Here is a 23,323-nt window from a genome sequence, read left to right as displayed (position 1 = left end):
TTCTAGTTATCTTCTAAGAATTTTTCTAAAAGTGCGATTTGCTTTTCTACGCTTTTAACCGAGCTTGAACCCTCGCTTTGCTTTAAATTTAAAGAATGCGTAAAGTCTAAAAATTTCATCGCACTTTCATCAAAGATAGGATTATAAGCACTTAAATCCTTGATCTCGCATATATCAATGCCCTCTTTTTCAGCCCTTGCGACAAGTTCGCCCACGATAAAATGAGCCTTTCTAAAAGGGATATTTTTTTCACGCACCAAAAAATCCGCCAAATCAGTCGCAAGTAAATGCCCTTTTTTACAAGATTGAAGCATATTTTTGGCATTGATCTTAAGTTCTTTTAACATAGCATTTAAGATGATGAGGCTTTCATTTGCCGTTTTTACGCTATCAAAAAGCCCTTCTTTATCTTCTTGCATGTCCTTATTATAGGCTAGTGGCAAAGCTTTCATCGTGGTAAAAAGTGCGATTAAATTCCCATAAACGCGCCCGGTTTTTCCTCTTATAAGCTCGGCTACATCGGGATTTTTCTTTTGTGGCATGATGGAACTGCCTGTTGAGAAACTATCACTTAGCTGGATAAATTTAAACTCTGTGCTTGAAAAAAGTATAAGTTCCTCACAAAGCCTTGAAGTGTGCGTAAAAATCACGGCAATATCATAAAGCATATCAAGAGCAAAGTCTCTATCACTCACGCCGTCCATGGCATTTGCGCAGACATTTTTAAAGCCAAGTTCTTTCGCACTTAAAGCCCTGTTTGTATCATAGCTCGTTCCAGCACAAGCACAGCTTCCAAGCGGACTAAAATCAGCCCTTTCAAAGCTTGCTCTAAGCCTTTTGATATCCCTTTCAAACATAAAAGCATAAGTTAGGATATAAAAAGAAAAGCTTATGGGCTGAGCGTGCTGAAGATGAGTAAAACTTGGCATAATGGTCGTTTTATGAGCCTTAGCATGAATAAGTAAGGTCTTGATAAGCTCCTTAAGCAAATTTTGCAAATTTAGGTTTTGTTTTCTTACAAAAAGTTTAAAATCAGTCGCCACCTGATCGTTCCTGCTCCTTGCCGTGTGAAGCCTGCCACCTATCTCAGCACCTATGATCTGGCTAAGCCTTTTTTCCACCGCCATATGAATATCCTCATCAGCGATATCAAAAACAAATTCGCCCCTTTCAATCTCAGCTTTTACCTGCTCTAAACCCCTTTGTATGGCTTTAAATTCCTCTTCAGTGATGATTTTGCAAGCAAAAAGCATGGCACTATGAGCTAATGAACCCTCAATGTCTTCTTTAAAAAGCGTTTTATCAAAGCCCAAGCTTGCGTTAAATTCCTTTAAAAGCTCATTACTTGCTTCGTCAAAACGACCCGACCACATTTCATTTTTCATGAAAAACCTTAAAACATAGGACCAAATTTAGAGTATTCAACACCCTCTTTCACATCTTCGTAGCGTTTGAAATTTTCAACAAACATTTTTGCGAGCTTGTCCCTTGTTTTGAGATATTCTTCCTTACTTTGCCAAGTGTTGATAGGATTTAAAAGCGAGGTTTCAACCCCACTTAAAGCCTTAGGAATGGCTAGATTAAAAATCTCAAAATTTTCAAATTCGCATTCTTTAATGCTCCCATCAAGTATAGCATTAATGCAAGTTCTAGTTGCTTTTATGCTCATTCTTTTACCCACGCCGTAAGCACCACCGCTCCAGCCGGTATTGACTAGATAAACGCTTGCTTGATGTTTGTCGATTTTCTCGCCCAAAAGTCTTGCATAAACGGTAGGGTGAAGTGGCATAAAAGGCTCACCAAAGCACGCTGAAAAAGTAGCTTGAGGCTCTGTTATGCCCCTTTCAGTTCCTGCGACCTTAGCCGTATAACCGCTTAAAAAATAATACATCGCTTGTTCTTTACTAAGCTTGCTTACAGGAGGCAAAACGCCAAAAGCATCAGCTGTTAAAAAGATGATATTTTTTGGGTGTCCTGCTTTTAGACTTGGCTCGTGATTTACAATATGCTCGATAGGATAAGAAACGCGTGTATTTTCAGTCTTACTAGCATCTTTATAATCCACACTTTTATCAGCTCTTAAAACGACATTTTCTAAAAGTGCGTTGCGTTTAATGGCTGCGTAAATTTCAGGCTCATTTTCAGCACTGAGATTAATAACCTTTGCATAGCAACCGCCCTCAAAATTAAACACACCATCATCGTCCCAGCCATGCTCATCATCGCCGATAAGCTTTCTTTTTGGATCAGTTGAAAGCGTGGTTTTTCCCGTGCCACTAAGACCGAAAAACAAAGCCGTATCGCCTTTTTCGCCGACATTTGCCGAGCAGTGCATAGGGAATTTGTTTTCAAGAGCTAACCAATAATTCATCATCGAAAAAATGCCCTTTTTCATCTCTCCGCCATACCAAGTTCCACCTATAACGCCTATATTATTTTCCACATCAAAGATCACGAAAACTTCGGAATTTAAGCCGTCTTTTTTGTAATCTTCATTCACGCATTTACAAGCATTATATACTACAAAATCAGGTGTAAAGCTTTCAAGCTCTTCTTTTTTTGGACGAATGAACATATTTTTAACAAAATGTGCCTGCCAAGCAACCTGCGTTACAAAACGCACAGCCTTTCTACTTTTTAAAGACGATCCACAAAAAGCATCTTGGATATAAATTTCACTATTACTAAGCTGTTTTTTCGCCTTGGCTAAGAGCTTGTTAAAAAGCTCTTCGTTGATAGGGTGATTTATCTTGCCCCATGAAATAAACTTTTGAGAAGGATCTCTTTGCACAAAGTATTTATCCTTAGGGCTTCTTCCTGTAAAAATGCCTGTATCTACGCAAAAAGTATCATTGCTAGCTAGCTCGCCTTCTTTGTTCTGCACTTCATGCTTAAAAAGCTCTTCATAGCTTAGATTATAAAAAATTTCTTTGATATTTTCTAAGCCTAATTTTTCAATATCTTTCATTTTCTTTCCTTAATAAATAGCTAAATTTTGACCTTCGCTCACGCTGTCGCCTGTTTTTACGCAAAGTGTCTTGATCGTGCCATCTTTTGGCGCACTCACTTCAATCTCCATTTTCATAGCCTCAAGCACGAAAACAACCTGCCCTGCCTTAACACTTTCTCCTTCTTTAACCTTGATCTTAAAAACACTGCCTGAAATGCTAGCCTTGATCCCATCAGCACTCTCATCACTTGCAGGAGCTGTTTGGCTCTCATCAGCATTTACCTTGCTCACGCTTTTGATATTCACGCTTTTATCAAAGCCGGCGGCAACTTCTACATGGTATTTGTTGCCATTAACTGAAACGGTAAATTTGTTTTCATCAGCCAAGTTAGCATTTGGTTTTGGCATGGTGCTTAGCTTTCTTACATTTACCTTAGCCTCGCCTTTTAAAAAGGCTATGCCCTTTTCTTTGCAAGCAGCAGCGATAAAAATATTCTCCTCGCTCGTTTCTATACCCTCTTGCTCAAGGAGTTTTTTGGTAAATTCAAGAGATTTTTTCTCATCTTTATCGGCTAGATCGATGGCTAATTCACTTGTAGGCTCAAGATTGAGTTGCTTGCTTGCAAGTTTTATCACTTCTTCATCAGGCTTAACAGGAGTTTTTCCAAAATAGCCTAAGACCATTTTTCCATATCCTTCGGCGATTTTTTTCCATTTGCCAAACATAACATTGTTAAAGGCTTGTTGAAAATAAAACTGCGAAACCGGAGTTACAGAAGTGCCAAAGCCTCCTTTTTCCACGACTTCACGCATAGCTTTGATGACTTGTGGGAATTTATCTAAGATATTGTTATCTCTCATCATTTGGGTATTAGCAGTTAATGCACCGCCTGGCATTGGCGAGAAAGGTATTAATGGGCTTACCTGCGTTGCTTCAGGTGGCAAAAAATAATCTTTCAAGCACTCATTTAAGACCTCTTCATAAATGAGGATTTTTTCAGGATCAAGTCCGCCTAGATCGTAATTTTTGCCTTTCACTGCATGAAGCATGGTTAAAATATCAGGCTGAGAAGTACCCCCACTTACAGGACTTGCAGCAAGATCGATACCATCAACGCCAGCTTCCAAGGCAGCCAAATAGCAAGCTACACTAACACCTGCTGTTTCATGAGTATGAAGCCTGATGTGCGTGCTTTGAGGCAGAAGTTTTCTTGCCATTTTTATGGTTTCATAAATTTTATTTGGATTTGAAGTCCCGCTGGCGTCTTTAAAACAAATGCTAGAAAAAGGTATTTCAGCAGCTAAAATCTCTTTCAAGCTCTTTTCGTAAAAGGCTACATCATGAGCACCACTACAGCCTTGCGGCAAGTCCATTAAAGTAATGGTTACTTCATGCTTTAAGCCGTGTTTTGTGATACATTCGCCACTAAATTTAAGATTATTTACATCATTGAGTGCGTCAAAATTTCGAATCGTCGTTGTGCCATGCTTAGCAAAAAGCTTTGCATGAAGATCGATAAGCTCCCTACTTCCCGTATCTAGCATGACGGTATTTACGCCTCTTGCTAGGGTTTGAAGATTTGCTTCTTTGCCCACAAGCTCACGGAATTTATCCATCATCAAAAAAGCGTCTTCATTAAGATAAAAATAAAGGCTTTGAAACCTCGCCCCACCGCCAAATTCAAAATGCGTGATACCAGCTTCCTTAGCAGCCTCAACAGCTGGGAAAAAATCTTGCATCAAAACCCTAGCCCCATAAACAGACTGAAAGCCGTCCCTAAAGCTCGTATCCATAACATCGATAAATTTTTTAGCCATATCGCATCCTTTTCAAAAATACATTGTATCTAGTTTTTTTTTAATACTGAGTAAAAAATACATTATTTTTTTAAAAAATACCGATTTTAAAAAACTCATTTAAGCAAATAAATAAAACATAACCACCACAATCATCAAAGGTGCTATAAATCTCAAACAAAAATACCAAAGCTCAAAAATTCTTTTACTCATAAATTTAGAAAAAAGCTTGTAAAGGCTTTGTTTTTTTACAAAAAAGCCCACAAAAATGGCACTTGCAAGAGCTCCTAAGGGAAGTAAGATATTTGAAGCAAGCTTATCAAGCAGTTCAAAAAAGCTAAGATGAAAGAAGCTTAAAGACCTGGCAAAATCGGCATTTAAAGATAAGATACAAAGCATTCCGAGCACCAAAACAAGGCTTCCTAGATAAAAAAGAGCTTTTTTGCGTGAAATTTTAAGATGATTTATAAAATAAAAAACAAGTGGTTCTATCATCGATACAGCCGAGGTTATGCCTGCAAAAAAAAGTGCTAAGAAAAAATAGCTTGCCAAAAAATTCCCAAAAATTCCAAAATGAGTAAAAAGGCTAGTAAGTGCGACAAAGACAAGCCCGGCACCTTGTGTGGCAGGGTTTGCGTCAAATTCAAAGATAAAGGTAAAAACGATAAGTCCCATCATCAAAGAAATGATGATATTGATAAAAACCACAAAAAGCGAGCTTTTGATGAAATTTGTCTTTTTATCAAGAGCAGCCGAGTAAGTAACGATACAACCGATGCCAAGACAAAGCGTAAAAAGACTAAGCCCCAAAGCTTCTAGCACAGAAGTAAGCTTAAAATGAGCCAAATTTGGACTAAAAAGATAAGAAAAAGCTTCGCCAAAGCCCTTTTCAAAGAAAAGACAAAAAATAAGCATTGATAAAAGCATGAGAAAAAGGCTTGGCATGATGATGAGATTTAGCCTTTCAATGCCCTTGATAATGCCCTTTGAAACCACAAAAAGCGTGAGAAAAAAAGAAATGAGATAAAAAAACACGGAAAGGCTAAGCTCTTGGCTGATGAGCAGGTTAAAATTTGTCCCTGCTTCTTCGAGGCTTTTTGGCAAATAAAAAAGGCTAAAAATCGTGTATTTTAGCACCCAGCCCATGATCATAAGATAAAAAGAAAGCACGAAAATGCCTCCTAGCATAAAAATGCCTGCAAATTTCCACTGCTTTTTGCCCCTTATCGCAAGGCTTTCATAGGCACTAGCTAGATCACTTCTGCTTAATCTTCCCATAGCAAGTTCAGCTAAAAATATGCTAAGCCCTATGCTTAGGGTAAAAAACAAATACAAAAGCACGAAAGCAAAGCCTCCATTTTGTGCGGTAAGCGTAGGGAATTTCCATGCATTGCCAAGCCCCACAGCCCCACCAGCCACAGCTAAAACAAAACCTAGTTTAGAAAAATGTGTTTTCATTTATTTTCTTTGATTTTAAGCTTAAATTTCATTTTTACCTTACTTTTTATCTTAATAAAAAACATTTAAGTTAAATTTTAATCCTTAAATAACTCGCAAGGATTAATTTTAAATTGTAACATGGTAGCACTTTTCCTACCATTATCTCCGCCCTTTCTTTGCATAGTTACTCTGCCTATTTTTAAATTTCCATTTTGAGTAAAAATAACTTCGCCATCATAAAAATTAATTACCTCGTTAATAGGCTTTAAAATCCATTTTATATTTTCTAAATTCTTAAGCCTTAAAATCACTAAAAACCACTCACTAGCAAATTGCCCTCTACCTTTTAAAATATCGTTTAAAATAAGGCTTTTATTTTCACTGAAAAAATGCAAAATTTTATCTTGCTCCTCTTTTTTCAAACTCATCAAAAAACATTCTTCTTTCATCTTTGGGATTATTTATTTTTGGTGCTTTTTCGCCAACAAAATATTGCAAAATTTTTAAAACATCACTAGGAATATTCCATAATTTTTCATAGGATTGTAAATATCTTTTATCAATTTGATTAAAACCTTGCAAATTTGAAACAAGCTTTACTTGTATATTTTGCACATCTTGAAGTTTTTTAAGCTTTATTGATACATTAATAACTACTTGAATATCAGCCTTAAAGCTTCCCTTAATTTTCTGTGCTTCTACCCTTTCAATCTCATTCAAATTATAAGCCATAGCTTTTAGCCATTCTTGTGCTAAATTTTCGCTTTGCCAATTATTAAAAGTTTCAATGACAAAAATTTCATTTTTAAAGCCATTTTTTGCTGTTTTTGAACCAAGTTCTATCTTATCCATAGAAAGTCCTTTTTAAATTTCTTGCAATATCTTCAACGACATTTACGCTCATAGCATTACCGCACTGCCTTAAAATATCACTTGTTTTAAGGGTTTTAATCTTTTGTGTTAAATTTTCTATTTTATCAAAACCTTGCAATTTAAGAGCTTCTATAGCACTAAGTTTGTAAAGTTCTTTATCAAAAACATAAAATAAACCCTGTCTATCTCTCCTTAATGTTGGGATTTTACCCTCATAAAGTCTTAAATCACTTTGCCTTGTATCAAGGACTAAAAAATCCCTTTGCAAAAGCTCTTTAAGCTTAAATTTATTTTTATTATACTTATTGTTAAGATAGCTTAAAAAAGTTTGATAATTTAATGAATTTTGATCAAAAATATTTTCAGTATTTGGACTTAAAAAATGTCTAAGATCTGAAGATTTTTTAGCTAAAAAATTCGTATTTTCAAAACTAAATTTTTTATTTAAATCTTTTCTTATTCCTACAAAATAAACCCTTTCTCTGCTTTGTGCTAAGCCAAAATCAAGGCTATTTAAAAGCTTATAAGCTACACTATAGCCACAATTTTGCAAAAGCTCTAAAATAGCCCTTAAACTTTGTCCCTTATTATGATTTATAAGCCCCTTTACATTTTCTAAAATTAAAAATTTAGGCTTTTTCTGCCTTAAAATTTCAGCTAAATAAAAAATAATTTGTCCCTTTTCTTCATTTTCAAAACCCTCTCTTTTGCCCACTATACTAAAGCTTTGACAAGGAAAGCCACTTATAAGCAAATCAAAATCAGGTAAATGCTTAGCCCTAATCTTTGTTAAATCTCCAAATTTCAGCTCATCTTTAGTATCAAAAAAGCTCTCATAGCTTTTAATAGCAGCCTTATCAATCTCGCTAAAACCAAGGCAGTTAAAGCCATTTAAGCTAAGGGCTAAGCGCCCACCACCAATCCCACTACAAAAATCAATAAAACTTAAACTCATTTAAAACCAAGCTAGCATTTTTTCGATGGGATAAAAATTATTAATCATCACAACAACCACAGCCAAAGGGGAAATAAAACGCAAGAAAATATACCAAATTTCAAAATAAATCCCACTCATAAAAGGTTTAAAAAGTATGATCAAAGCTTCTTTTTTCAGCACAAAACCCACAAAAATAGCAGCACAAATTCCACTTAAAGGCATGATGAGATTTGAGGAAGTAAAGTCAAGTACATCAAAAAAGCTTTTGTCAAAGAGCGTAAAACTCGTAGCCTTAGCACTTGAAAGCACGCAAAGTGTGCCGAGTATGAAAACAACGATACCGATATAAACAAGGGCCTTTTTGCGACTCATTCCAAAAGAGTTGATAAGATAAAAGGTAAAAGGCTCTATCATCGATACAGCAGAGGTTACGCCTGCAAAAAAAAGCGAGATAAAAAAGGCTAATGCAAGGACATTTCCCACCACTCCAAGTTTTGCAAAAAGTGTAACCAAAGATATAAAAATAAGTCCCGGTCCTGAAGCACTTGGATCGCCACCATAAGCAAAGATAAAGGTAAAAACGATAAGTCCCATCATTAGACCGATCAAAATGTTAATGAAAATAATCCAAAGCGTGCTTGTGATGAAATTTGTGCTATCGGGCAAGGAAGCAGAATAAGTGATGATAGTCCCAACTCCCAAAGAAAGACTAAAAAAAGCAAGTCCAAGTGCTATAAGAACAGAATCTCCACTAAGCTTTGAAAAATCAGGCACAAACAAAAACTCAAGAGCGCCCACAAAGCCCTCATGTATAAAAGCAGCATAAATAAGCAACAAAACAAGCAAGATAAAAAGTGTGGGCATCATCCAGACATTTAGCTTTTCAATGCCATCTTTTATGCCCTTTGAAACCACAAAAAAGATAAAAAAGAACACAAAAATAAAGCAAAGCATTTGCGTTAAGATATCCTCGCTTAAAAAATGCGTGAAATTTGCTTCACTTAAAGCCAAATCGCTGGTTAAATTTCTAAAAGAAAAAAGCGAATTAGAGCCTTCTAAAAAGCCCCAAATTCCAAAGCTATCGATAAAATACTTCACCACCCAGCCAATCACCACGCTATAAAAAGAAACGATCATAATAGCACCAATGATAGAAAATCCAGCTATACTCCAAGCCTTTTTATGCGATGGAGCTAGGTTTTTATAAGCATTTACAGGATCTTTTTCGCTAAGTTTTCCTATACTAAGCTCGGCTAAAAAGATAACAAAACCCACGCCAAGAGTTAAGATCAAATACAAAAGCACAAAGGCTGAACCACCATTTTGCCCCACTAAGGTAGGGAACTTCCATGCATTGCCAAGCCCTACAGCTGAACCAGCCACGGCTAAAACAAAGCCTATTTTAGAAAATTTAGAACTCACAGCCTTATCCTTTTATATGACTTAAAATTATTTTAAGATAAGTTTTCTCATCAAAAATTAAATTTAAGCAAAAAAAGCTTGAATATTTGATTAAATATAAAAAAATAATCTCAAATTTTCTATTTTGAAACTTTGTAAAGATGTTTGTTTGTATAAACTTGTGGCTTTTTAAAAGCCACTTAGAAGATGAAAATGAAGATGAAAAACCTCTTGACCTGCCTTTTTTCCACAATTTGTAAGAAGTTTAAACTCCTTTATATCCAAAAACGCACAAAGTTCATGGATAAAACTTGTCATCTTTGCCATAAGTTCAGGAGGAATCTTGCTAAAATCTTTAAAATGCTCCTTTGGAACGATGAGAATATGAATAGGTGCTTTTGGATTAATATCTTTAAAAGCTAAAAATTCATCACTTTCAAAGACCTTATCACAAGGGATTTTGCCCTCTATGATGAGTTCAAAAATTGTCTTTTCTTCAGCCATAATTTTTCCTTAAATTTCATAAGATAAATTTTTAACAATTATAACTTAAATTTTATATATTTTTAACAAAGTTAAGCTAAAATAAACTTTTTAAATACCAATAAGGAAAAGATTTGCAAAACATACTCAAAAAAATTACAACTTGTAAGAATTTAGATGAACTTGAAAAACTCAAAATCAGTATCTTAGGTAAAAAAAGCACACTCAGTGCTGAATTTGCTAAGCTAAAAGACCTGCAAGGAGAAGAGAAAAAAACCCTTGCTGCAAAACTCAATGAGCAAAAACAAAGTTATACCAAAGCCTTTGAAGATAAATTTAAAGAGCTTGAAAAAGCTGGTTTTGATGAAAAAATGAAAGAAAATGCCCAGCATTTTAGTTTCTTTGATGAAAGTTTAAATAATGGAGCTTTACACCCTGTCATGCAAACCATGGATTTCATTATAGAATACTTTGTAAGTCTAAATTTTAGTGTTGAAAAGGGTCCTTTGATAGAAGATGATTTTCATAATTTTGAAGCCCTAAATTTACCAAAATCCCACCCAGCAAGAGATATGCAAGATACTTTTTATTTTGATGATGGCAGGCTTTTAAGAACACACACTTCACCTGTTCAAATCCGTACTATGCTTACTCAAAAACCTCCCATTAGAATGATCACTCCGGGAACAGTTTTTAGAAGAGACTTTGATCTTACTCATACTCCTATGTTTCATCAAGTTGAAGGACTTGTTGTTGAAGAGGGACAAAGGGTAAGCTTTGCAAATTTAAAAAATATTTTAGAGGAATTTTTGCGTTATTTTTTTGGCGATGTTAAAGTGCGTTTTCGTCCGAGCTTTTTCCCTTTTACAGAGCCCTCAGCTGAAGTTGATATAAGTTGTATTTTTTGTAAAGGTTGTGGTTGTAGAGTCTGCAAACAAACAGGTTGGCTTGAAGTTTTAGGGTGTGGGGTTGTTGATCCAAATGTCTTTAAATTTGTTGGATTAAGCAATGTCAGCGGATATGCATTTGGACTTGGAGTAGAAAGGTTTGCAATGTTAAAGCATCAAATTCCTGATTTAAGATCACTTTTTGAGGGAGATTTAAGATTGTTGGAGCAGTTTAGATGATCATTACAAGAACTTGGCTGAGTGAATTTATAGATATTAGCGAAAAAACTTTACAGGATTTAGTTCAAACACTAAATTCTATAGGTATAGAAGTAGATAAAGCCCATAGTTTAAAAGTTCCTGATAAGGTTGTTGTAGGTTTTGTCAAAGAAAAGATAAAACATGAAAATTCAGATAAGCTTAGCATTTGCAAGGTTGATGTGGGCGAAGAAGATTTACAAATCGTTTGTGGGGCAAAAAATGTAGATGAGGGGCAATTTGTAGCTGTTGCTCTTGTTGGTGCAAAGCTTGGAGATACAAGCATAAAAAAAACAAAATTAAGAGGAGTGGAAAGCTTTGGCATGATATGCTCTAGCACTGAACTTGGTTTTGCAAAGCTATGTGATGGTATCATGATCTTAGATGATAGCATGGGAGAACTCATAACGGGTAAGGCTTTGAATGCTTATCCACTTTTCAATGATGATTTTATAGAGGTTGAACTTACGCCAAATCGTGGAGATTGCCTTAGTGTGTATGGCATAGCAAGAGATTTATCAGCAGCCTATGATATAGATATGAAAAAACGAAAAGACTTCGTTGAGCCTGAAAATTCAAAAGGTATAGGAAGAATGCTTAGACTTTCAGCTGATAAAGAACTCAACAGCTCGTTTAAGTATAGAATTATAGAATTTAAAAATCCTGTCGTAACAAGCTTACTTCTTAGACTAAGACTTGCTACCATTGAAAATTTAGGCGAAAATGATGTGATTAATTTTTTAAACTATGCCACACATGCAACCGGAGTGATTTTTAATGCTTATGACTTTAAGACACTTGAAAAAGATCAAGATGAAGAACTTATCTTTAAAATCACAAAAGAAAAAAATGGAGAAAGCAAGGTTTATCATGAAGATAAGCTTTTAAACACAGTTGGGATATATCAAGAAGAATGCTCTAAACTTGATCAATCACAAATTATTATTATAGAATCAAGTTATACCATACCTAAAATCATTGCTCAAGCAAAACCACACTATAAGAAGATTGATGAAAATATTTTTTATAGAAGTTTTAGAGGAAGTGAGCCTAAGCTTGATATAGGCATGAATTATCTCATCAATAAAATATCAAAATATGATAATATTAGCATCTACACAGGCTCTCAACATATCCAGCTACAAAAATCTTTACAAGAAATCAAAATTACTGCAAGCGAAGTGAGTAAAATTATCGGCAAGGATATAGATAAAAACGATATTGTTCGTATCTTAAAACGCTTAGAATTTGAAGTTTTTATCGTCGATGAAAATCTTATCAATGTCAAAGTGCCTATGCATAGAAGTGATGTAGAAAATCTTTATGATATATGCGAAGAAATTGTGCGTATAGTGGGCATAGATAATATCGCTTCAAAAGCCTTAGAATTTAAGGAGCAAACTCGTATCAATGATACCTATAAAGAATATTTAGAACTTAAAAAGCTTAGATCAAGGGCTGTTGCTCTTGGGTATTTTGAAAGTGTGCATTATGTACTTGACAGCAAAGAAGAGCTTGTAAAACTAGGTTTTAGTACAAGCAAGTTAAAGCTAAGTAATCCTTTAAACTCCGATCTTGATACTTTGCGTCCAACTTTAATCAATCATCTTTTAAACGCTGCAAATTTAAACATTAGTAATGGCAAAAAAAGTGTTAAACTCTTTGAAAGTGGAGCTGTGTTTAATTACGAAACACAAGAAATTCATAAAATAGCCTTTTTAAATTCTGGACTAAAAGAAGAAGCGAAAATTTCAAACAAAGCCAAACCAAAGACTATAGATTTTTATGACTTTTTATTTGAAATCCAAAGCATTATAGGCAAATTTGAACTTAAGCAAAGCAAAGAGGATTTCTTAAGTCCATACGAACAAGCTTTTATCTATCAAAATGGAGTAAATTTAGGTTTTGTGGGAAGAGTCCACTTAAAAATAGAAAAAGAAAGAAACCTACCGAAAACTTATCTTTGTGAAATCAATCTTTACAAGCTTAAATTTAAAGAAAAGGTTGCAAAACCTTACTCAAAATTTCCAAGCATAAGTAGGGATTTAAGCATACTTGTTCCAAAAAATCTAAGTTATGAGCCTATAAAAGAACTTATCACTAAGCTTAAAATACCAAATTTACAAAGTTTTAGGATAACTGATCTTTATAGTGATGAAAGTTTAAGTGATTATTTTAGTCTCAGCATTAATTTTATATTTCAAAACCTAGAAAAAACTTTAGAAGATAGTGAGATCAATGAGGCTATGCAAAAAATTTTAGATGCTTTGAAAAAAGATTTAGGGCTAAATTTGCGATGAAAATCCTACCTTTAAGCTCTTTTCATGCTACCTTAGAAAATATCGCAGCTGATAAAAGCATAAGCCACCGCTTTGCGATATTTTCACTTTTAAGCGACAAACAAAGCAAAGCAAAAAACTATCTTTTAGCACAAGATACGCTAAATACTCTTAAGATCATAGAAAACTTAGGCGCAAAAGTTACGTGCGATAAAGATGAAGTTGCTATAACTCCGCCTTTAAAGATCAAAGAGCCTGATTGTGTTTTAGAATGTGGCAATTCAGGAACTGCCATGCGTTTAATGATGGGCTTTTTAAGCGGTTTTGAGGGCTTTTTTGTCTTAAGTGGAGATGAGTACTTGAACAAACGCCCGATGAAAAGGCTTAGCGAGCCTCTAAAACAAATAGGTGCGCAAATTTATGGAAGGGAAAATGCAAATTTAGCTCCTCTTTGCATACAGGCAAATAAGCTTAAAAGCTTTGATTATGAAAGCAAAATCGCCTCAGCTCAGGTTAAAACAGCGATGATCTTAGCTGCTTTTAATGCGGATAAAACTTGCTATTTTAAAGAGCCAAGTCTTAGCCGAAACCATAGCGAACTGATGCTTAAAGCGATGAATGCTCCGTTAAAAAGCTCACAAGATGGCTTAAGTCTTGAAATTTCGCCTCTTAAAAAGGCTTTAGATCCCCTTGATATCACCATTCCAAATGATCCCTCATCAGCATTTTATTTTATCTTAGCAGCTCTTATCTTGCCAAATTCAAAAATCACGCTTAAAAATATCTTGCTAAATCCCACTCGTATCGAAGCTTACAAGGTTTTGCAAGCTATGGGTGCAAAGATTGAGTATAAATTTTATGAAAACAGCTTTGAGCAAATTGGCGAAATTTCAGCCCAAAGTAGCGAGCTTCAGGGCATTTGTGTAAGCGAAAATATCGCTTGGCTCATCGATGAAGCACCTGCTCTTGCCATAGCTTTTGCCTTTGCTAAGGGAAAAAGTGTTTTAAAAAATGCCAAAGAACTTCGCGTAAAAGAAAGCGATAGGATCAAGGCTGTGGTTACAAATTTACAAAAATGCGGCATTGAAGCTAGGGAGCTTGAAGATGGCTTTGAGATTATAGGTGGAAAGCCTAAATTTGCACAGATTCAAAGCTATGGCGATCACAGGATAGCGATGAGTTTTGCAGTTTTGGGCTTGTTTTGTGGGGTGAGCATTGATGAGAGTGAGTGCATTAATACCTCTTTTCCAAATTTTAAGGATTTATTACTAGGTTTGGGGGCTAAGATTGATTATTGAGCTAGCTAAGAATTACGGCTTTTGTTTTGGCGTAAAAAGGGCGATTAAAAAAGCTGAGCAGATCAAAGATGCCGCGACCATAGGTCCTCTTATCCACAATAACGAGGAAATTTCAAGGCTTAAAAGCAGTTTTAATGTCAAAACCTTACAAAACATACACGAACTAAAAGATGAAAAAAAAGCTATCATAAGAACACATGGGATCACAAAAGATGATTTGGCTAAGCTTAAGAAAAAAGATATTGAAATTTTTGATGCAACCTGCCCCTTTGTAACCAAACCTCAGCAAATTTGCGAAAAGATGAGTAATGAGGGCTATGAGGTTGTGATTTTTGGCGATGAAAATCACCCAGAAGTTAAGGGTGTAAAAAGCTATGTAAGCACGAAAGCTTATGTCGTGCTTGATAAAAGCGAACTTGAAAACATTAAGCTACCAAGCAAAATAGCTGTTGTTAGCCAAACAACAAAAAAGGTTGAAGCCTTTATGCAAATTGTTAATTTTCTCATGCTTAGAGTTAAGGAAGTGCGGGTTTTTAACACCATTTGTGACGCAACTTTTAAAAATCAAGAAGCCATTACCGAGCTTTCTAAAAAAAGTGATGTGATGATCATCGTGGGTGGCAAAAACTCAGCTAATACCAAACAACTTTTTTTGATCTCCAAAAACTACTGCGAGGATAGTTACTTGATAGAAACTGAAAATGAGCTTGAAAAAGCTTGGTTTGAGGGCAAAAAGCATTGTGGGATCAGTGCTGGGGCAAGCACTCCTGATTGGATTATACAAGCAGTGATTGCAAAAATTGAAAAATTAAGCTCGATTAATCCTAATCAAAGCTAATTTAGGATATAATTTAGCGATTTTATTTTATACAGAAGGACCACGATGAACGAGGGGAATAAAAAGCTTCAAGAAAATTTTGATGATCTCATGGAAAATGAAGATTTTGAACAACTACTTGCCGAGTATGAAAAAGAAGATAGAGGTTCTGTAGTACAAGGTGTTATAGTAGCGATAAAAAATGATGAAGCTTATGTGGATATAGGCGAAAAATCGGAAGGCATTTTGCCTATAAACGAATTACAAAATGATAAGGAAGAGCTTATATTCAAAGAAGGAGATAAGCTTGAAGTTGCAATAATAGGTTATCGTGGGGGGAAACCCTTAGTATCCCATAAAAAGGCTTTAAGAAAACAAAAGGTTCTTGAATTTATCCAAAACTATAATGAAGATGATGAAAAGGTCATAGAAGTAAAAATTATAGGAAAAAATAAAGGTGGTTTCGTTGTTGTTGATGATAATGCTGTTGAGTTTTTCTTACCAAAATCTCAGTATTCTTCAAAAGATAGCAACACTCTAAATAAAAGCTTGAAAGTAAAGATTATCAAGGTAGATAAAGACACTCAAAGCATAGTTGTATCGCGTAAAAAGATCGTTGATGATGAACGCAAAAAACGAAAAGATCTCATCAATAATGTTTTACAAAGCGATGAAACCATTAATGGGACTATTAAAAAAATTACAAGTTATGGTATGTTTGTTGATGTTGGTGGCGTAGATGGGCTTGTTCATTATAGTGAAATTTCATATAAGGGTCATGTAAATCCTAGTGCTTTATATAAAGAAGGCGATGAAGTTGCTGTTAAAGCGATTAAATACGATAAAGATAAAAAACACCTTTCCCTATCTATCAAGGCTGCAATGCCTGATCCTTGGAATGAGATTAAAGATGGCTTAGAAGTGGGAGATACGATTAAGGTCATTGTTTCAAACATTGAGCCATATGGTGCTTTCGTTGATTTAGGCAATGATATAGAGGGCTTTTTGCATATCAGTGAAATTTCTTGGGATAAAAATATCAAACACCCAAAAGAATATATAAGCAAAAATCAAGAACTTGAGGTTGAAGTGATTGAGATTAATCCATCACAAAAACGCTTAAGGGTTTCTTTAAAAAATCTTTTATTAAAACCTTTTGACGAATTTATCAAAAAACATAAGGTTGGTGATGTAGTCAAAGGAAAGATAACCTCTCTTACCGTTTTTGGTGCTTTTGTAAAAATAGATGGTGTTGAAGGCTTACTTCATAATGAGGATTCTTCTTGGGATAGAAATGTTAAATGTAAAGAACTATTTAAAATAGGCGATGAAATAGAAGTTAAAATCATCAAAATAGACACAGAAAATCAAAAAATTTCTCTAAGTCTTAGAGAGCTTACTCAAAGTCCGGTACAAAACTATATTAAAGATCATAAAATTGGAGAAATTGTTAAGGCAAAGATAAAGGATAAAAAAGATTTTGGTATTTTTGTAGAGCTTGAACCAGGCGTTGATGCACTTATTCATAAAGAAGATATTAGTGTTAAAGAATTAGAAGAATTAAAGCTTGAAGACGAAATTGAAGCGGCAATTGCCTTTGTTGATGAGAAAAAAAATAAAATTCGCCTAAGTGTAAAAAATTTAAATAAAATTAAAGAACGCGAAGTTTTAAATGAAATCAATAATAACGACAAAGTAACCTTAGGCGATATCATCAAAGAACAGCTTTCATAAAAAGCAAAGATATGGTTAAAAAATATAGCTTATTTGGCATTCTAGCTATATTGTTTTTAGCACTTGTTGCCGTGATTGTTTATCTTATCATCGGCTTTGGAAGTGCTGTTGGTATTTTGCCTCAGGGACTATACGATGAAAGTAAGGAACTTAGTCTTGAAGATACACAAAGAAAGCCCCAGTGGCAAGATAAATTTATAAGCCTGAGTTCAAAGGACTATAGCCCTGCTACTCAAAGATATTCTATGAGCTTTCATGTTGATAAAAGTGGTTTAGAGCCAAAGAGTAAATTCTATCAGCTCATAGTAGATAAAAATGATCTTTATTCTTTGTTCTGCCTCAAGCAAACCTTAAATGCTTTTTCTGTAAAATATAATCTCACTCATGTAGATAAAAATACAGAAATTTTCCTTGATACCGATAATATAACCCTACTAGAAAGCATACAAAAAGAACTCAAAAAATACAATATCAATACTCAAGTAAAGGAGATATGGTTATGAAAAAAAAGATTATCGTCTGCGATGCGATTTTAGATGAGGGCGTGAAACTTTTAAGAGAAGCTGATGATATCGAACTTATCGAGGCGGCTAAGCTTCCTAAAGACGAGCTATTAACCAAGCTTGATAATGTTGATGTGGCGATTACTAGAAGTTCGACTGATGTTGATGAGAAATTTCTAAGTCATGCTAAAAAGCTAAAAGCCCTTATTCGTGCCGGTGTTGGTGTGGATAATGTTGATATCAACACTGCTTCAAAACTTGGCGTTATCGTGATGAATGTCCCAACGGCAAATACTATCGCAGCTGTTGAACTTACCATGGCACACTTACTTTGTGCAGCAAGAAGCTTTACAAATGCCTGTGCTCATCTTAAACAAGAACGAAAATGGGAAAGAGAAAAATGGTATGGTGTTGAACTTATGGGTAAAACCTTGGGTGTGATAGGCTTTGGAAATATAGGCTCAAGAGTAGCTATCAGAGCTAAAGCCTTTGGAATGAACATTTTAGCTTATGATCCTTATGTTCCAGCCTCCAAAATCACGGATTTAGATATGAAAGTAAGCTCAAGCTTAGATGAAATTTTAGTCCAAAGTGATTTTATTACCATTCATACGCCAAAAACTAAAGAAACTACCGCTATGATAGGTTTAGAAGAGCTTCAAAAGATGAAAGATGGCATTCGTTTGATAAACTGCGCAAGAGGTGGCTTATACACTGAAGAAGCTTTGTGCGAGGGCTTAAAAAGTGGTAAAATTGCTTGGCTTGGTATTGATGTATTTGATAAAGAACCAGCCACAAATAACCCACTTTTAGACTTTGAGAATGTTTCCGTTACAGCTCATCTTGGTGCTAATACGCTTGAAAGTCAAAGAAATATCGCTATTCAAGCTTGCGAGCAAGCCCTAAGTGCTACAAGAGGGATTTCTTATCCAAATGCTTTAAATTTACCGATAAAAACCGAGGATTTACCTCCTTTCGTCGCTCCTTATATCGAACTTGTATCCAAAATGGCTTTTTTAGCTGTTCAAATGGATAAAACACAGATAAAAAGTATAAAACTAGAAGCTGAGGGTGATATAGCACAATATACCAAATCCATGCTCACTTTCGCAGTAGTTGGAGCTTTGGGTAGAATTTTAGGCGAAAAAATCAACTATGTTAATGCTGAATTTGTCGCTCAAGAAAAAGGTATAGAGCTTTCAAGTGAAGTTTTACCAAATAGTGGCTACAATAATAAATTAAGCGTAAAAATCATTACAAATAATTCTAATATCAGCATTTCAGGAACTATATTTAATGATAACGAGCAGAGGATAGTGGGCATAAATGGCTTTAAAACAGATTTTAAGCCAAAAGGCAAAATGATTATTTTTAAAAATAAAGATATTCCCGGAGTTATTGCTAAAATTACCTCACTTTTAGCATCTAAAAATATCAATATAGCTGATTTTCGCTTAGGGCGAGATGGTTTTGGTTTTGCTTTAGCTGTCGTTTTGGTTGATACATATATCAAAAAAGAGATCATAGAAGAGCTAAACAAGCTAGAAGTTTGTGTTTTTGTCGAGTATGTCGAACTCTAAGGCTCGTATTCTCATCATAGAAGATGATGAAGATTTAAGCCAACTACTAGCCTTAAAACTTAGATCAAATACTTATGACATAGTAACGCTTTTTGATTTTGTGGGTATTGAGGATTTATTAAGTAAAGAAAGCTTTGATCTTGTGCTCATAGATAGAAATTTACCTAGTGGTGATAGCCTTGAAAAACTAAAGATTTTAAGAAAAAAAGGCTTTATAGAACCTGTTATTTTTCTCACAGCAAAAACCTTACATGAGGACTTACTTGATGGCTTTGAAGGTGGGTGCGATGATTATATTTGCAAACCCTTTAAATTTAATGAACTGCTTGTTCGTATCAAAGCTTTGCTAAAACGAAGTCAAAGAGTATTTGATAAGCTTAATTTCAAAAATTTTATCTTAGATCTTGAAAATAGAAATTTATTCCATGATGATCGAGAAATCAAACTTTCAAACCTAGAATTTGAGCTTTTAAAATGTTTTTTTGAAAATCAAAATACACTTCTTAGTCGCCAATTTTTAAGCGAAAATGTTTGGCAAAACGATCTTACTAGCGATAAAAGCATTAACATAGCTCTATCAAGACTTAAAAATAAGCTTCCCCAAATCAAAACCCATATACTAAGCATAAGAGGTGTGGGCTATAAACTATGCTAAAAACAAAGACAATTTTCTTCCTTTTGTATTGCGTTCTTATTTTATGCTTTTTATGTGCTTTTTTTACTATAAGCTATTTACAACTTGAGCTTTTACTCAGTAAACAATATGAACAAAAAATCAAAAGCCTTGATGATGTTTTGCGTTTTTCTTTACTTAAAGAACTTGATGAAAAAAGCGTTCATGAACTAGCACAATATACAAGAGCTGATTTTTGGATACAAACTAGAGATCAAATTTTAAGCTCGCTTATCGATCTTAATGACATTCACTCTATTGAAAAGGGTAAGATCACAAGCCTAAATTCAAAAAAAATTTTCGCTCAAAGTTTTATGTATGATGATATAAAATATATGATTATCGTTTATCCTAAATTTAGCGATTTAAACGCATTTTGGTGGTTTTTAGGTATCATTTTCATATCTTTTATAGCCTTTTTTTTATTTCTTATCTTTTTTATAGAAAGAAAGCTTAATAAAAGTTTTAAAATCATTCTTGAATTCCTTGATAAAATCGATGATAAATCCTCAATATATCTTCCAAAATCCTTATTTCAAGAGTTTAATATACTACATCAAAAACTTTACAAAACAAAGGAAAAAATTCTCAAAAAAGCCCTAAAAAATAAAAAACAACATAATAAAATAGCTCTGAAAAATGCTCAACTTAAAAATGTGATTTCAGCTATTTCCCATGAACTTAAAAATCCTCTAAGCGTCATTGATCTAAGTATTGAGATTTTAAAAGAGCCAAATCAAGATGAAAACTTAAAACAAGAACTCCTTGATAAAATTTCAAGACAGAGCAAAAAACTTGATTTTTTAACTAAAAAACTAAATAGCGTATTTAATCCCACAACACTTCATCTACAAGAATTCGATCTTTTTGAACTTGGCAAAAAAATCATCAAAAATCCGGGTTTTGAAAGAGTTATTTTACAGGGGCAAAATACAAAAATCAAAGCTGATATATTTCTTATCGAACAAGTGATCATTAACTTACTTTCAAATGCTTTAAAATATAGCCAAAAAGAAGTTATTTTACATATAAAAGACCAAGAACTTTGCGTTCAAGACTTTGGCAAAGGTATAGCCTTAGATCAAATCAAACTTATCACTAAAAAATTTTATAAGATTGATGAAAAAAGTGAAAATTCTCTAGGTATAGGGCTTTTCTTAGTCAAAAAGATCCTAAGCATACATAAGACTTATTTACAAATTCAAAGCAATGCACAAGGATCTATTTTTGGTTTTAAATTTCATTCATAAAGGTTTTATATGGCACTTATAGACATGCTTGAAGTTTCAAAAAGATTTGGTACAAAACTTATATTAGATAAAATAAGCTTTAGTGCAAATGAACATGAAAAAATAGCCATTATAGGAAAAAATGGAGCGGGAAAATCAAGCTTTTTAAAAGCACTTTTGGGAACTTTAATCCCTGATGAGGGTCGAGTTATTAAACAAAATAACAAAAGCATAGCTATGCTTTCTCAAAATGTGGATTTTAATCTCAATCTTAGCGTAAATGATGCGATCAAACAAGAATTAAATGAAATTTATAGCATGCTTCAAGAATACGAACAAGCTCAAAATAAACTTCATGATGATCCAAACAACAAAACCTTACTCAAGCAAATCGATGAGCTTATGGCTTTCATTGATAGTAAAGATGCTTGGGATCTTGAAAGTAAGATTGAACGAATTTTAAAAGAATTTAAACTTTTTGAGTATAAAAATAGAAATATTAGCACCTTAAGCGGTGGAGAAATCCGCAGGATAGGACTTTGCGTGCTTTTGTTAAAAAATCCTGATATTTTACTTTTAGATGAGCCTACAAATCATCTTGATGTTTATATGAGTGCTTTTTTAGAAAATATGCTAAAAAACTCCAAAATGTGCGTGATTTTCATCTCTCATGATAGGTATTTTATCGATGAAGTGGCACAAAAATGCGTCGAGGTTGAGGACGGCAAGATAAGGGTTTTTAACGGCGGTTATACAAGCTATCTTAGCCAAAAAGCAGCTCTTTTAGCCTCCCTTGCAAAAAGTCATGAAACCTTGCTCAAGCAACTTAAAAGCGAGGAAGAATGGCTTAGGCGTGGGGTTAAAGCAAGGCTTAAAAGAAATGAGGGACGAAAAGAGCGGATTTTTAAAATGCGTGAGGAAGCAAAGAAAAATCCCTCTCTTATAAATAAGCTCAAGCTTGAAATTTCAAGGGCAAACAAGGCTTTTAACCAAACCCAAAGCACAAATCGCCAAAAAATGCTTTTTGAGCTTAAAAATTTAAGCAAAAGCATAAATTCAAAAATTCTTTTCAAAGACTTTAACGCAAGGATTTTGCAAAAAGAGCGTATCGGCATAGTGGGTAAAAATGGTTGTGGTAAATCAAGCTTTTTAAAAGTGCTTTTAGGACAACTTGAAGCAGATAGTGGAAGCGTGCAAAGGGGCGATGTTAGGATAGGGTATTTTGATCAAGCAAGAGCCTTGCTAAACACAGATAAAACCTTGCTTGAAATTTTTTGTCCAAATGGTGGGGATAGAGTGCAGGTAAGGGATAAAAATATGCATGTTTATGGGTATTTGAAGCAGTTTTTATTTCCTAAAGAATTTCTTGATAAGCCTGTGAGCGTGCTTAGCGGTGGCGAAAAAAACCGAGTGGCTTTAGCCTTGCTTTTTACTAAAGAATACGATGTTTTGGTGCTTGATGAGCCAACAAATGATCTTGATATAGCAACGATTAACATTTTAGAGGAGTATTTGCTTGCTTTTGAAGGAGCTATCTTGCTTGTGTCTCATGATAGGTATTTTATCGATAAGATCGCTACTAAGCTTTATGCTTTTGAAGATGGAGTGATAAATATCCAACATATCCCTTATACTCAGTATCTTGAAAATGAAAACGAACTTAAAGAATTTGGCGAATATGTGCAAAAGCTTAATGATGAAAAAAGCCTTGTTGCAAAAGAAAAAACCACCAAAAAACTAAGCTATAAAGAAAATGAAATTTTGCAAAACTATCCAGAAAAAATAGATCTTTTAGAAAAACAGATCATAAAACTTCAACAAGATCTAAGCAATGAAAGCATTTATAAAGAACAAGGCATTACAAGTCTTTATGAAAAGCTTACAAAGGCACAAGAAGAACTTGAAACATTAGAACATGTATATTTTGAGGTTTTAGAAAAAAGCGAGGGCTGAATTAGACCCTAGAAAATCAAGACTAAATAGCTTTCATACCTTGTTCAAAATTTCTTTTTGTGAATCAAATCGTAGTTTTACCATAGCCCCTGTTGATAAAAATTAAAGATATGCCCTTTATCTTAATATCAATCTTTTATATCTTACTTAAGAATGATCAAATACAGCTAAGAACCTAGAAAATTTAATACAAATTTTCGTAAAAATTTACAAATTTTTAAGCTTAACTCT

19 protein-coding genes are annotated in these 23,323 nt (G+C 34.1%); 10 read left to right on the top strand and 9 right to left on the bottom strand.

The genetic code is table 11. The features are described 5' to 3' along the window. Positions 1-2: 2 nt before the first annotated feature. The 9 genes from argH to DMB92_RS01195 all read right to left on the bottom strand — a co-directional run bounded on the left by argH (position 3) and on the right by DMB92_RS01195 (position 9,902). Complete coding sequence (gene argH / locus DMB92_RS01230; RefSeq protein ID WP_142681221.1) at positions 3-1,385, bottom strand: argininosuccinate lyase; 1,383 nt, start codon at positions 1,383-1,385, stop codon at positions 3-5. A gap of 8 nt (positions 1,386-1,393) precedes the next feature. Continuing rightward, entirely contained in the window at positions 1,394-2,968 is a 1,575-nt protein-coding gene (gene pckA / locus DMB92_RS01225; protein WP_142681220.1) for a phosphoenolpyruvate carboxykinase (ATP), read from the bottom strand. A 9-nt stretch (positions 2,969-2,977) separates the two neighbouring features. Then, positions 2,978-4,768, bottom strand: a complete 1,791-nt coding sequence (locus tag DMB92_RS01220) for a biotin/lipoyl-containing protein (RefSeq protein ID WP_142681219.1) — start codon at positions 4,766-4,768, stop codon at positions 2,978-2,980. Positions 4,769-4,867: 99 nt separating this feature from the next. Then, positions 4,868-6,205 (bottom strand): sodium-dependent transporter, encoded by a 1,338-nt coding sequence (locus DMB92_RS01215; RefSeq protein WP_142681218.1) that lies wholly within the window; start codon positions 6,203-6,205, stop codon positions 4,868-4,870. A 77-nt stretch (positions 6,206-6,282) separates the two neighbouring features. Then, complete coding sequence (locus tag DMB92_RS09470; RefSeq protein WP_312845138.1) at positions 6,283-6,615, bottom strand: hypothetical protein; 333 nt, start codon at positions 6,613-6,615, stop codon at positions 6,283-6,285. Continuing rightward, the gene (locus tag DMB92_RS09465; RefSeq protein ID WP_312845137.1) at positions 6,587-7,039 is read right to left on the bottom strand and encodes a hypothetical protein; all 453 of its coding nucleotides are present in this window, start codon (positions 7,037-7,039) and stop codon (positions 6,587-6,589) included. The genes DMB92_RS09470 and DMB92_RS09465 overlap by 29 nt, the downstream gene beginning before the upstream one ends. Then, positions 7,032-8,015, bottom strand: a complete 984-nt coding sequence (gene dcm / locus DMB92_RS01205) for a DNA (cytosine-5-)-methyltransferase (RefSeq protein ID WP_142681217.1) — start codon at positions 8,013-8,015, stop codon at positions 7,032-7,034. Before dcm ends, DMB92_RS09465 begins: the two co-directional genes overlap by 8 nt. Beyond that, positions 8,016-9,419, bottom strand: coding sequence for a sodium-dependent transporter (locus DMB92_RS01200; RefSeq protein ID WP_142681216.1), 1,404 nt, complete (start codon positions 9,417-9,419; stop codon positions 8,016-8,018). 168 nt (positions 9,420-9,587) lie between these two features. Then, on the bottom strand, positions 9,588-9,902 hold the full coding sequence (locus DMB92_RS01195) for a histidine triad nucleotide-binding protein (RefSeq protein ID WP_142681215.1): 315 nt from the start codon (positions 9,900-9,902) through the stop codon (positions 9,588-9,590). Positions 9,903-10,015: 113 nt separating this feature from the next. On the opposite strand from DMB92_RS01195, the gene pheS reads away from it, so the two are divergent. Genes pheS through abc-f form a run of 10 tightly spaced genes read left to right on the top strand, consistent with a single transcriptional unit; the run spans position 10,016 to position 23,092 of the window. After that, positions 10,016-11,008, top strand: a complete 993-nt coding sequence (pheS, locus tag DMB92_RS01190; protein ID WP_142681214.1) for a phenylalanine--tRNA ligase subunit alpha — start codon at positions 10,016-10,018, stop codon at positions 11,006-11,008. After that, on the top strand, positions 11,005-13,326 hold the full coding sequence (pheT, locus tag DMB92_RS01185) for a phenylalanine--tRNA ligase subunit beta (protein ID WP_142681213.1): 2,322 nt from the start codon (positions 11,005-11,007) through the stop codon (positions 13,324-13,326). The genes pheS and pheT overlap by 4 nt, the downstream gene beginning before the upstream one ends. Further along, positions 13,323-14,603, top strand: coding sequence for a 3-phosphoshikimate 1-carboxyvinyltransferase (gene aroA, locus DMB92_RS01180; protein ID WP_142681212.1), 1,281 nt, complete (start codon positions 13,323-13,325; stop codon positions 14,601-14,603). The genes pheT and aroA overlap by 4 nt, the downstream gene beginning before the upstream one ends. Continuing rightward, entirely contained in the window at positions 14,593-15,441 is an 849-nt protein-coding gene (locus DMB92_RS01175) for a 4-hydroxy-3-methylbut-2-enyl diphosphate reductase (RefSeq protein WP_142681211.1), read from the top strand. The genes aroA and DMB92_RS01175 overlap by 11 nt, the downstream gene beginning before the upstream one ends. Positions 15,442-15,486: 45 nt before the next feature. Beyond that, positions 15,487-17,154 (top strand): 30S ribosomal protein S1, encoded by a 1,668-nt coding sequence (locus tag DMB92_RS01170; RefSeq protein ID WP_142681210.1) that lies wholly within the window; start codon positions 15,487-15,489, stop codon positions 17,152-17,154. Positions 17,155-17,165: 11 nt separating this feature from the next. Next, positions 17,166-17,657, top strand: coding sequence for a hypothetical protein (locus tag DMB92_RS01165; protein ID WP_142681209.1), 492 nt, complete (start codon positions 17,166-17,168; stop codon positions 17,655-17,657). Next, a complete protein-coding gene (serA, locus tag DMB92_RS01160) occupies positions 17,654-19,237 on the top strand; it encodes a phosphoglycerate dehydrogenase (RefSeq protein WP_142681208.1) in 1,584 nt (527 codons plus the stop codon). The genes DMB92_RS01165 and serA overlap by 4 nt, the downstream gene beginning before the upstream one ends. Further along, the gene (locus tag DMB92_RS01155; RefSeq protein WP_142681348.1) at positions 19,224-19,892 is read left to right on the top strand and encodes a response regulator transcription factor; all 669 of its coding nucleotides are present in this window, start codon (positions 19,224-19,226) and stop codon (positions 19,890-19,892) included. Before serA ends, DMB92_RS01155 begins: the two co-directional genes overlap by 14 nt. Continuing rightward, positions 19,886-21,160, top strand: a complete 1,275-nt coding sequence (locus DMB92_RS01150) for a sensor histidine kinase (RefSeq protein WP_142681207.1) — start codon at positions 19,886-19,888, stop codon at positions 21,158-21,160. The genes DMB92_RS01155 and DMB92_RS01150 overlap by 7 nt, the downstream gene beginning before the upstream one ends. Positions 21,161-21,169: 9 nt before the next feature. Further along, the gene (gene abc-f / locus DMB92_RS01145; RefSeq protein ID WP_142681206.1) at positions 21,170-23,092 is read left to right on the top strand and encodes a ribosomal protection-like ABC-F family protein; all 1,923 of its coding nucleotides are present in this window, start codon (positions 21,170-21,172) and stop codon (positions 23,090-23,092) included. Positions 23,093-23,323: the final 231 nt, after the last annotated feature.

The organism is Campylobacter sp. MIT 99-7217 (assembly GCF_006864365.1).
Lineage (GTDB): Bacteria > Campylobacterota > Campylobacteria > Campylobacterales > Campylobacteraceae > Campylobacter_D.
This window is presented reverse-complemented; position numbering and strand designations above follow the sequence as displayed.

Bases quoted from the DNA above. Each gene is read 5' to 3' on its own strand.
- argH (WP_142681221.1), bottom strand. From the start codon at position 1,385: ATGAAAAATGAAATGTGGTCGGGTCGTTTTGACGAAGCAAGTAATGAG.
- pckA (WP_142681220.1), bottom strand. From the start codon at position 2,968: ATGAAAGATATTGAAAAATTAGGCTTAGAAAATATCAAAGAAATTTTT.
- DMB92_RS01220 (WP_142681219.1), bottom strand. From the start codon at position 4,768: ATGGCTAAAAAATTTATCGATGTTATGGATACGAGCTTTAGGGACGGC.
- DMB92_RS01215 (WP_142681218.1), bottom strand. From the start codon at position 6,205: ATGAAAACACATTTTTCTAAACTAGGTTTTGTTTTAGCTGTGGCTGGT.
- DMB92_RS09470 (WP_312845138.1), bottom strand. From the start codon at position 6,615: ATGAGTTTGAAAAAAGAGGAGCAAGATAAAATTTTGCATTTTTTCAGT.
- DMB92_RS09465 (WP_312845137.1), bottom strand. From the start codon at position 7,039: ATGGATAAGATAGAACTTGGTTCAAAAACAGCAAAAAATGGCTTTAAA.
- dcm (WP_142681217.1), bottom strand. From the start codon at position 8,015: ATGAGTTTAAGTTTTATTGATTTTTGTAGTGGGATTGGTGGTGGGCGC.
- DMB92_RS01195 (WP_142681215.1), bottom strand. From the start codon at position 9,902: ATGGCTGAAGAAAAGACAATTTTTGAACTCATCATAGAGGGCAAAATC.
- pheT (WP_142681213.1), top strand. From the start codon at position 11,005: ATGATCATTACAAGAACTTGGCTGAGTGAATTTATAGATATTAGCGAA.
- aroA (WP_142681212.1), top strand. From the start codon at position 13,323: ATGAAAATCCTACCTTTAAGCTCTTTTCATGCTACCTTAGAAAATATC.
- DMB92_RS01170 (WP_142681210.1), top strand. From the start codon at position 15,487: ATGAACGAGGGGAATAAAAAGCTTCAAGAAAATTTTGATGATCTCATG.
- DMB92_RS01165 (WP_142681209.1), top strand. From the start codon at position 17,166: ATGGTTAAAAAATATAGCTTATTTGGCATTCTAGCTATATTGTTTTTA.
- serA (WP_142681208.1), top strand. From the start codon at position 17,654: ATGAAAAAAAAGATTATCGTCTGCGATGCGATTTTAGATGAGGGCGTG.
- DMB92_RS01155 (WP_142681348.1), top strand. From the start codon at position 19,224: ATGTCGAACTCTAAGGCTCGTATTCTCATCATAGAAGATGATGAAGAT.
- DMB92_RS01150 (WP_142681207.1), top strand. From the start codon at position 19,886: ATGCTAAAAACAAAGACAATTTTCTTCCTTTTGTATTGCGTTCTTATT.
- abc-f (WP_142681206.1), top strand. From the start codon at position 21,170: ATGGCACTTATAGACATGCTTGAAGTTTCAAAAAGATTTGGTACAAAA.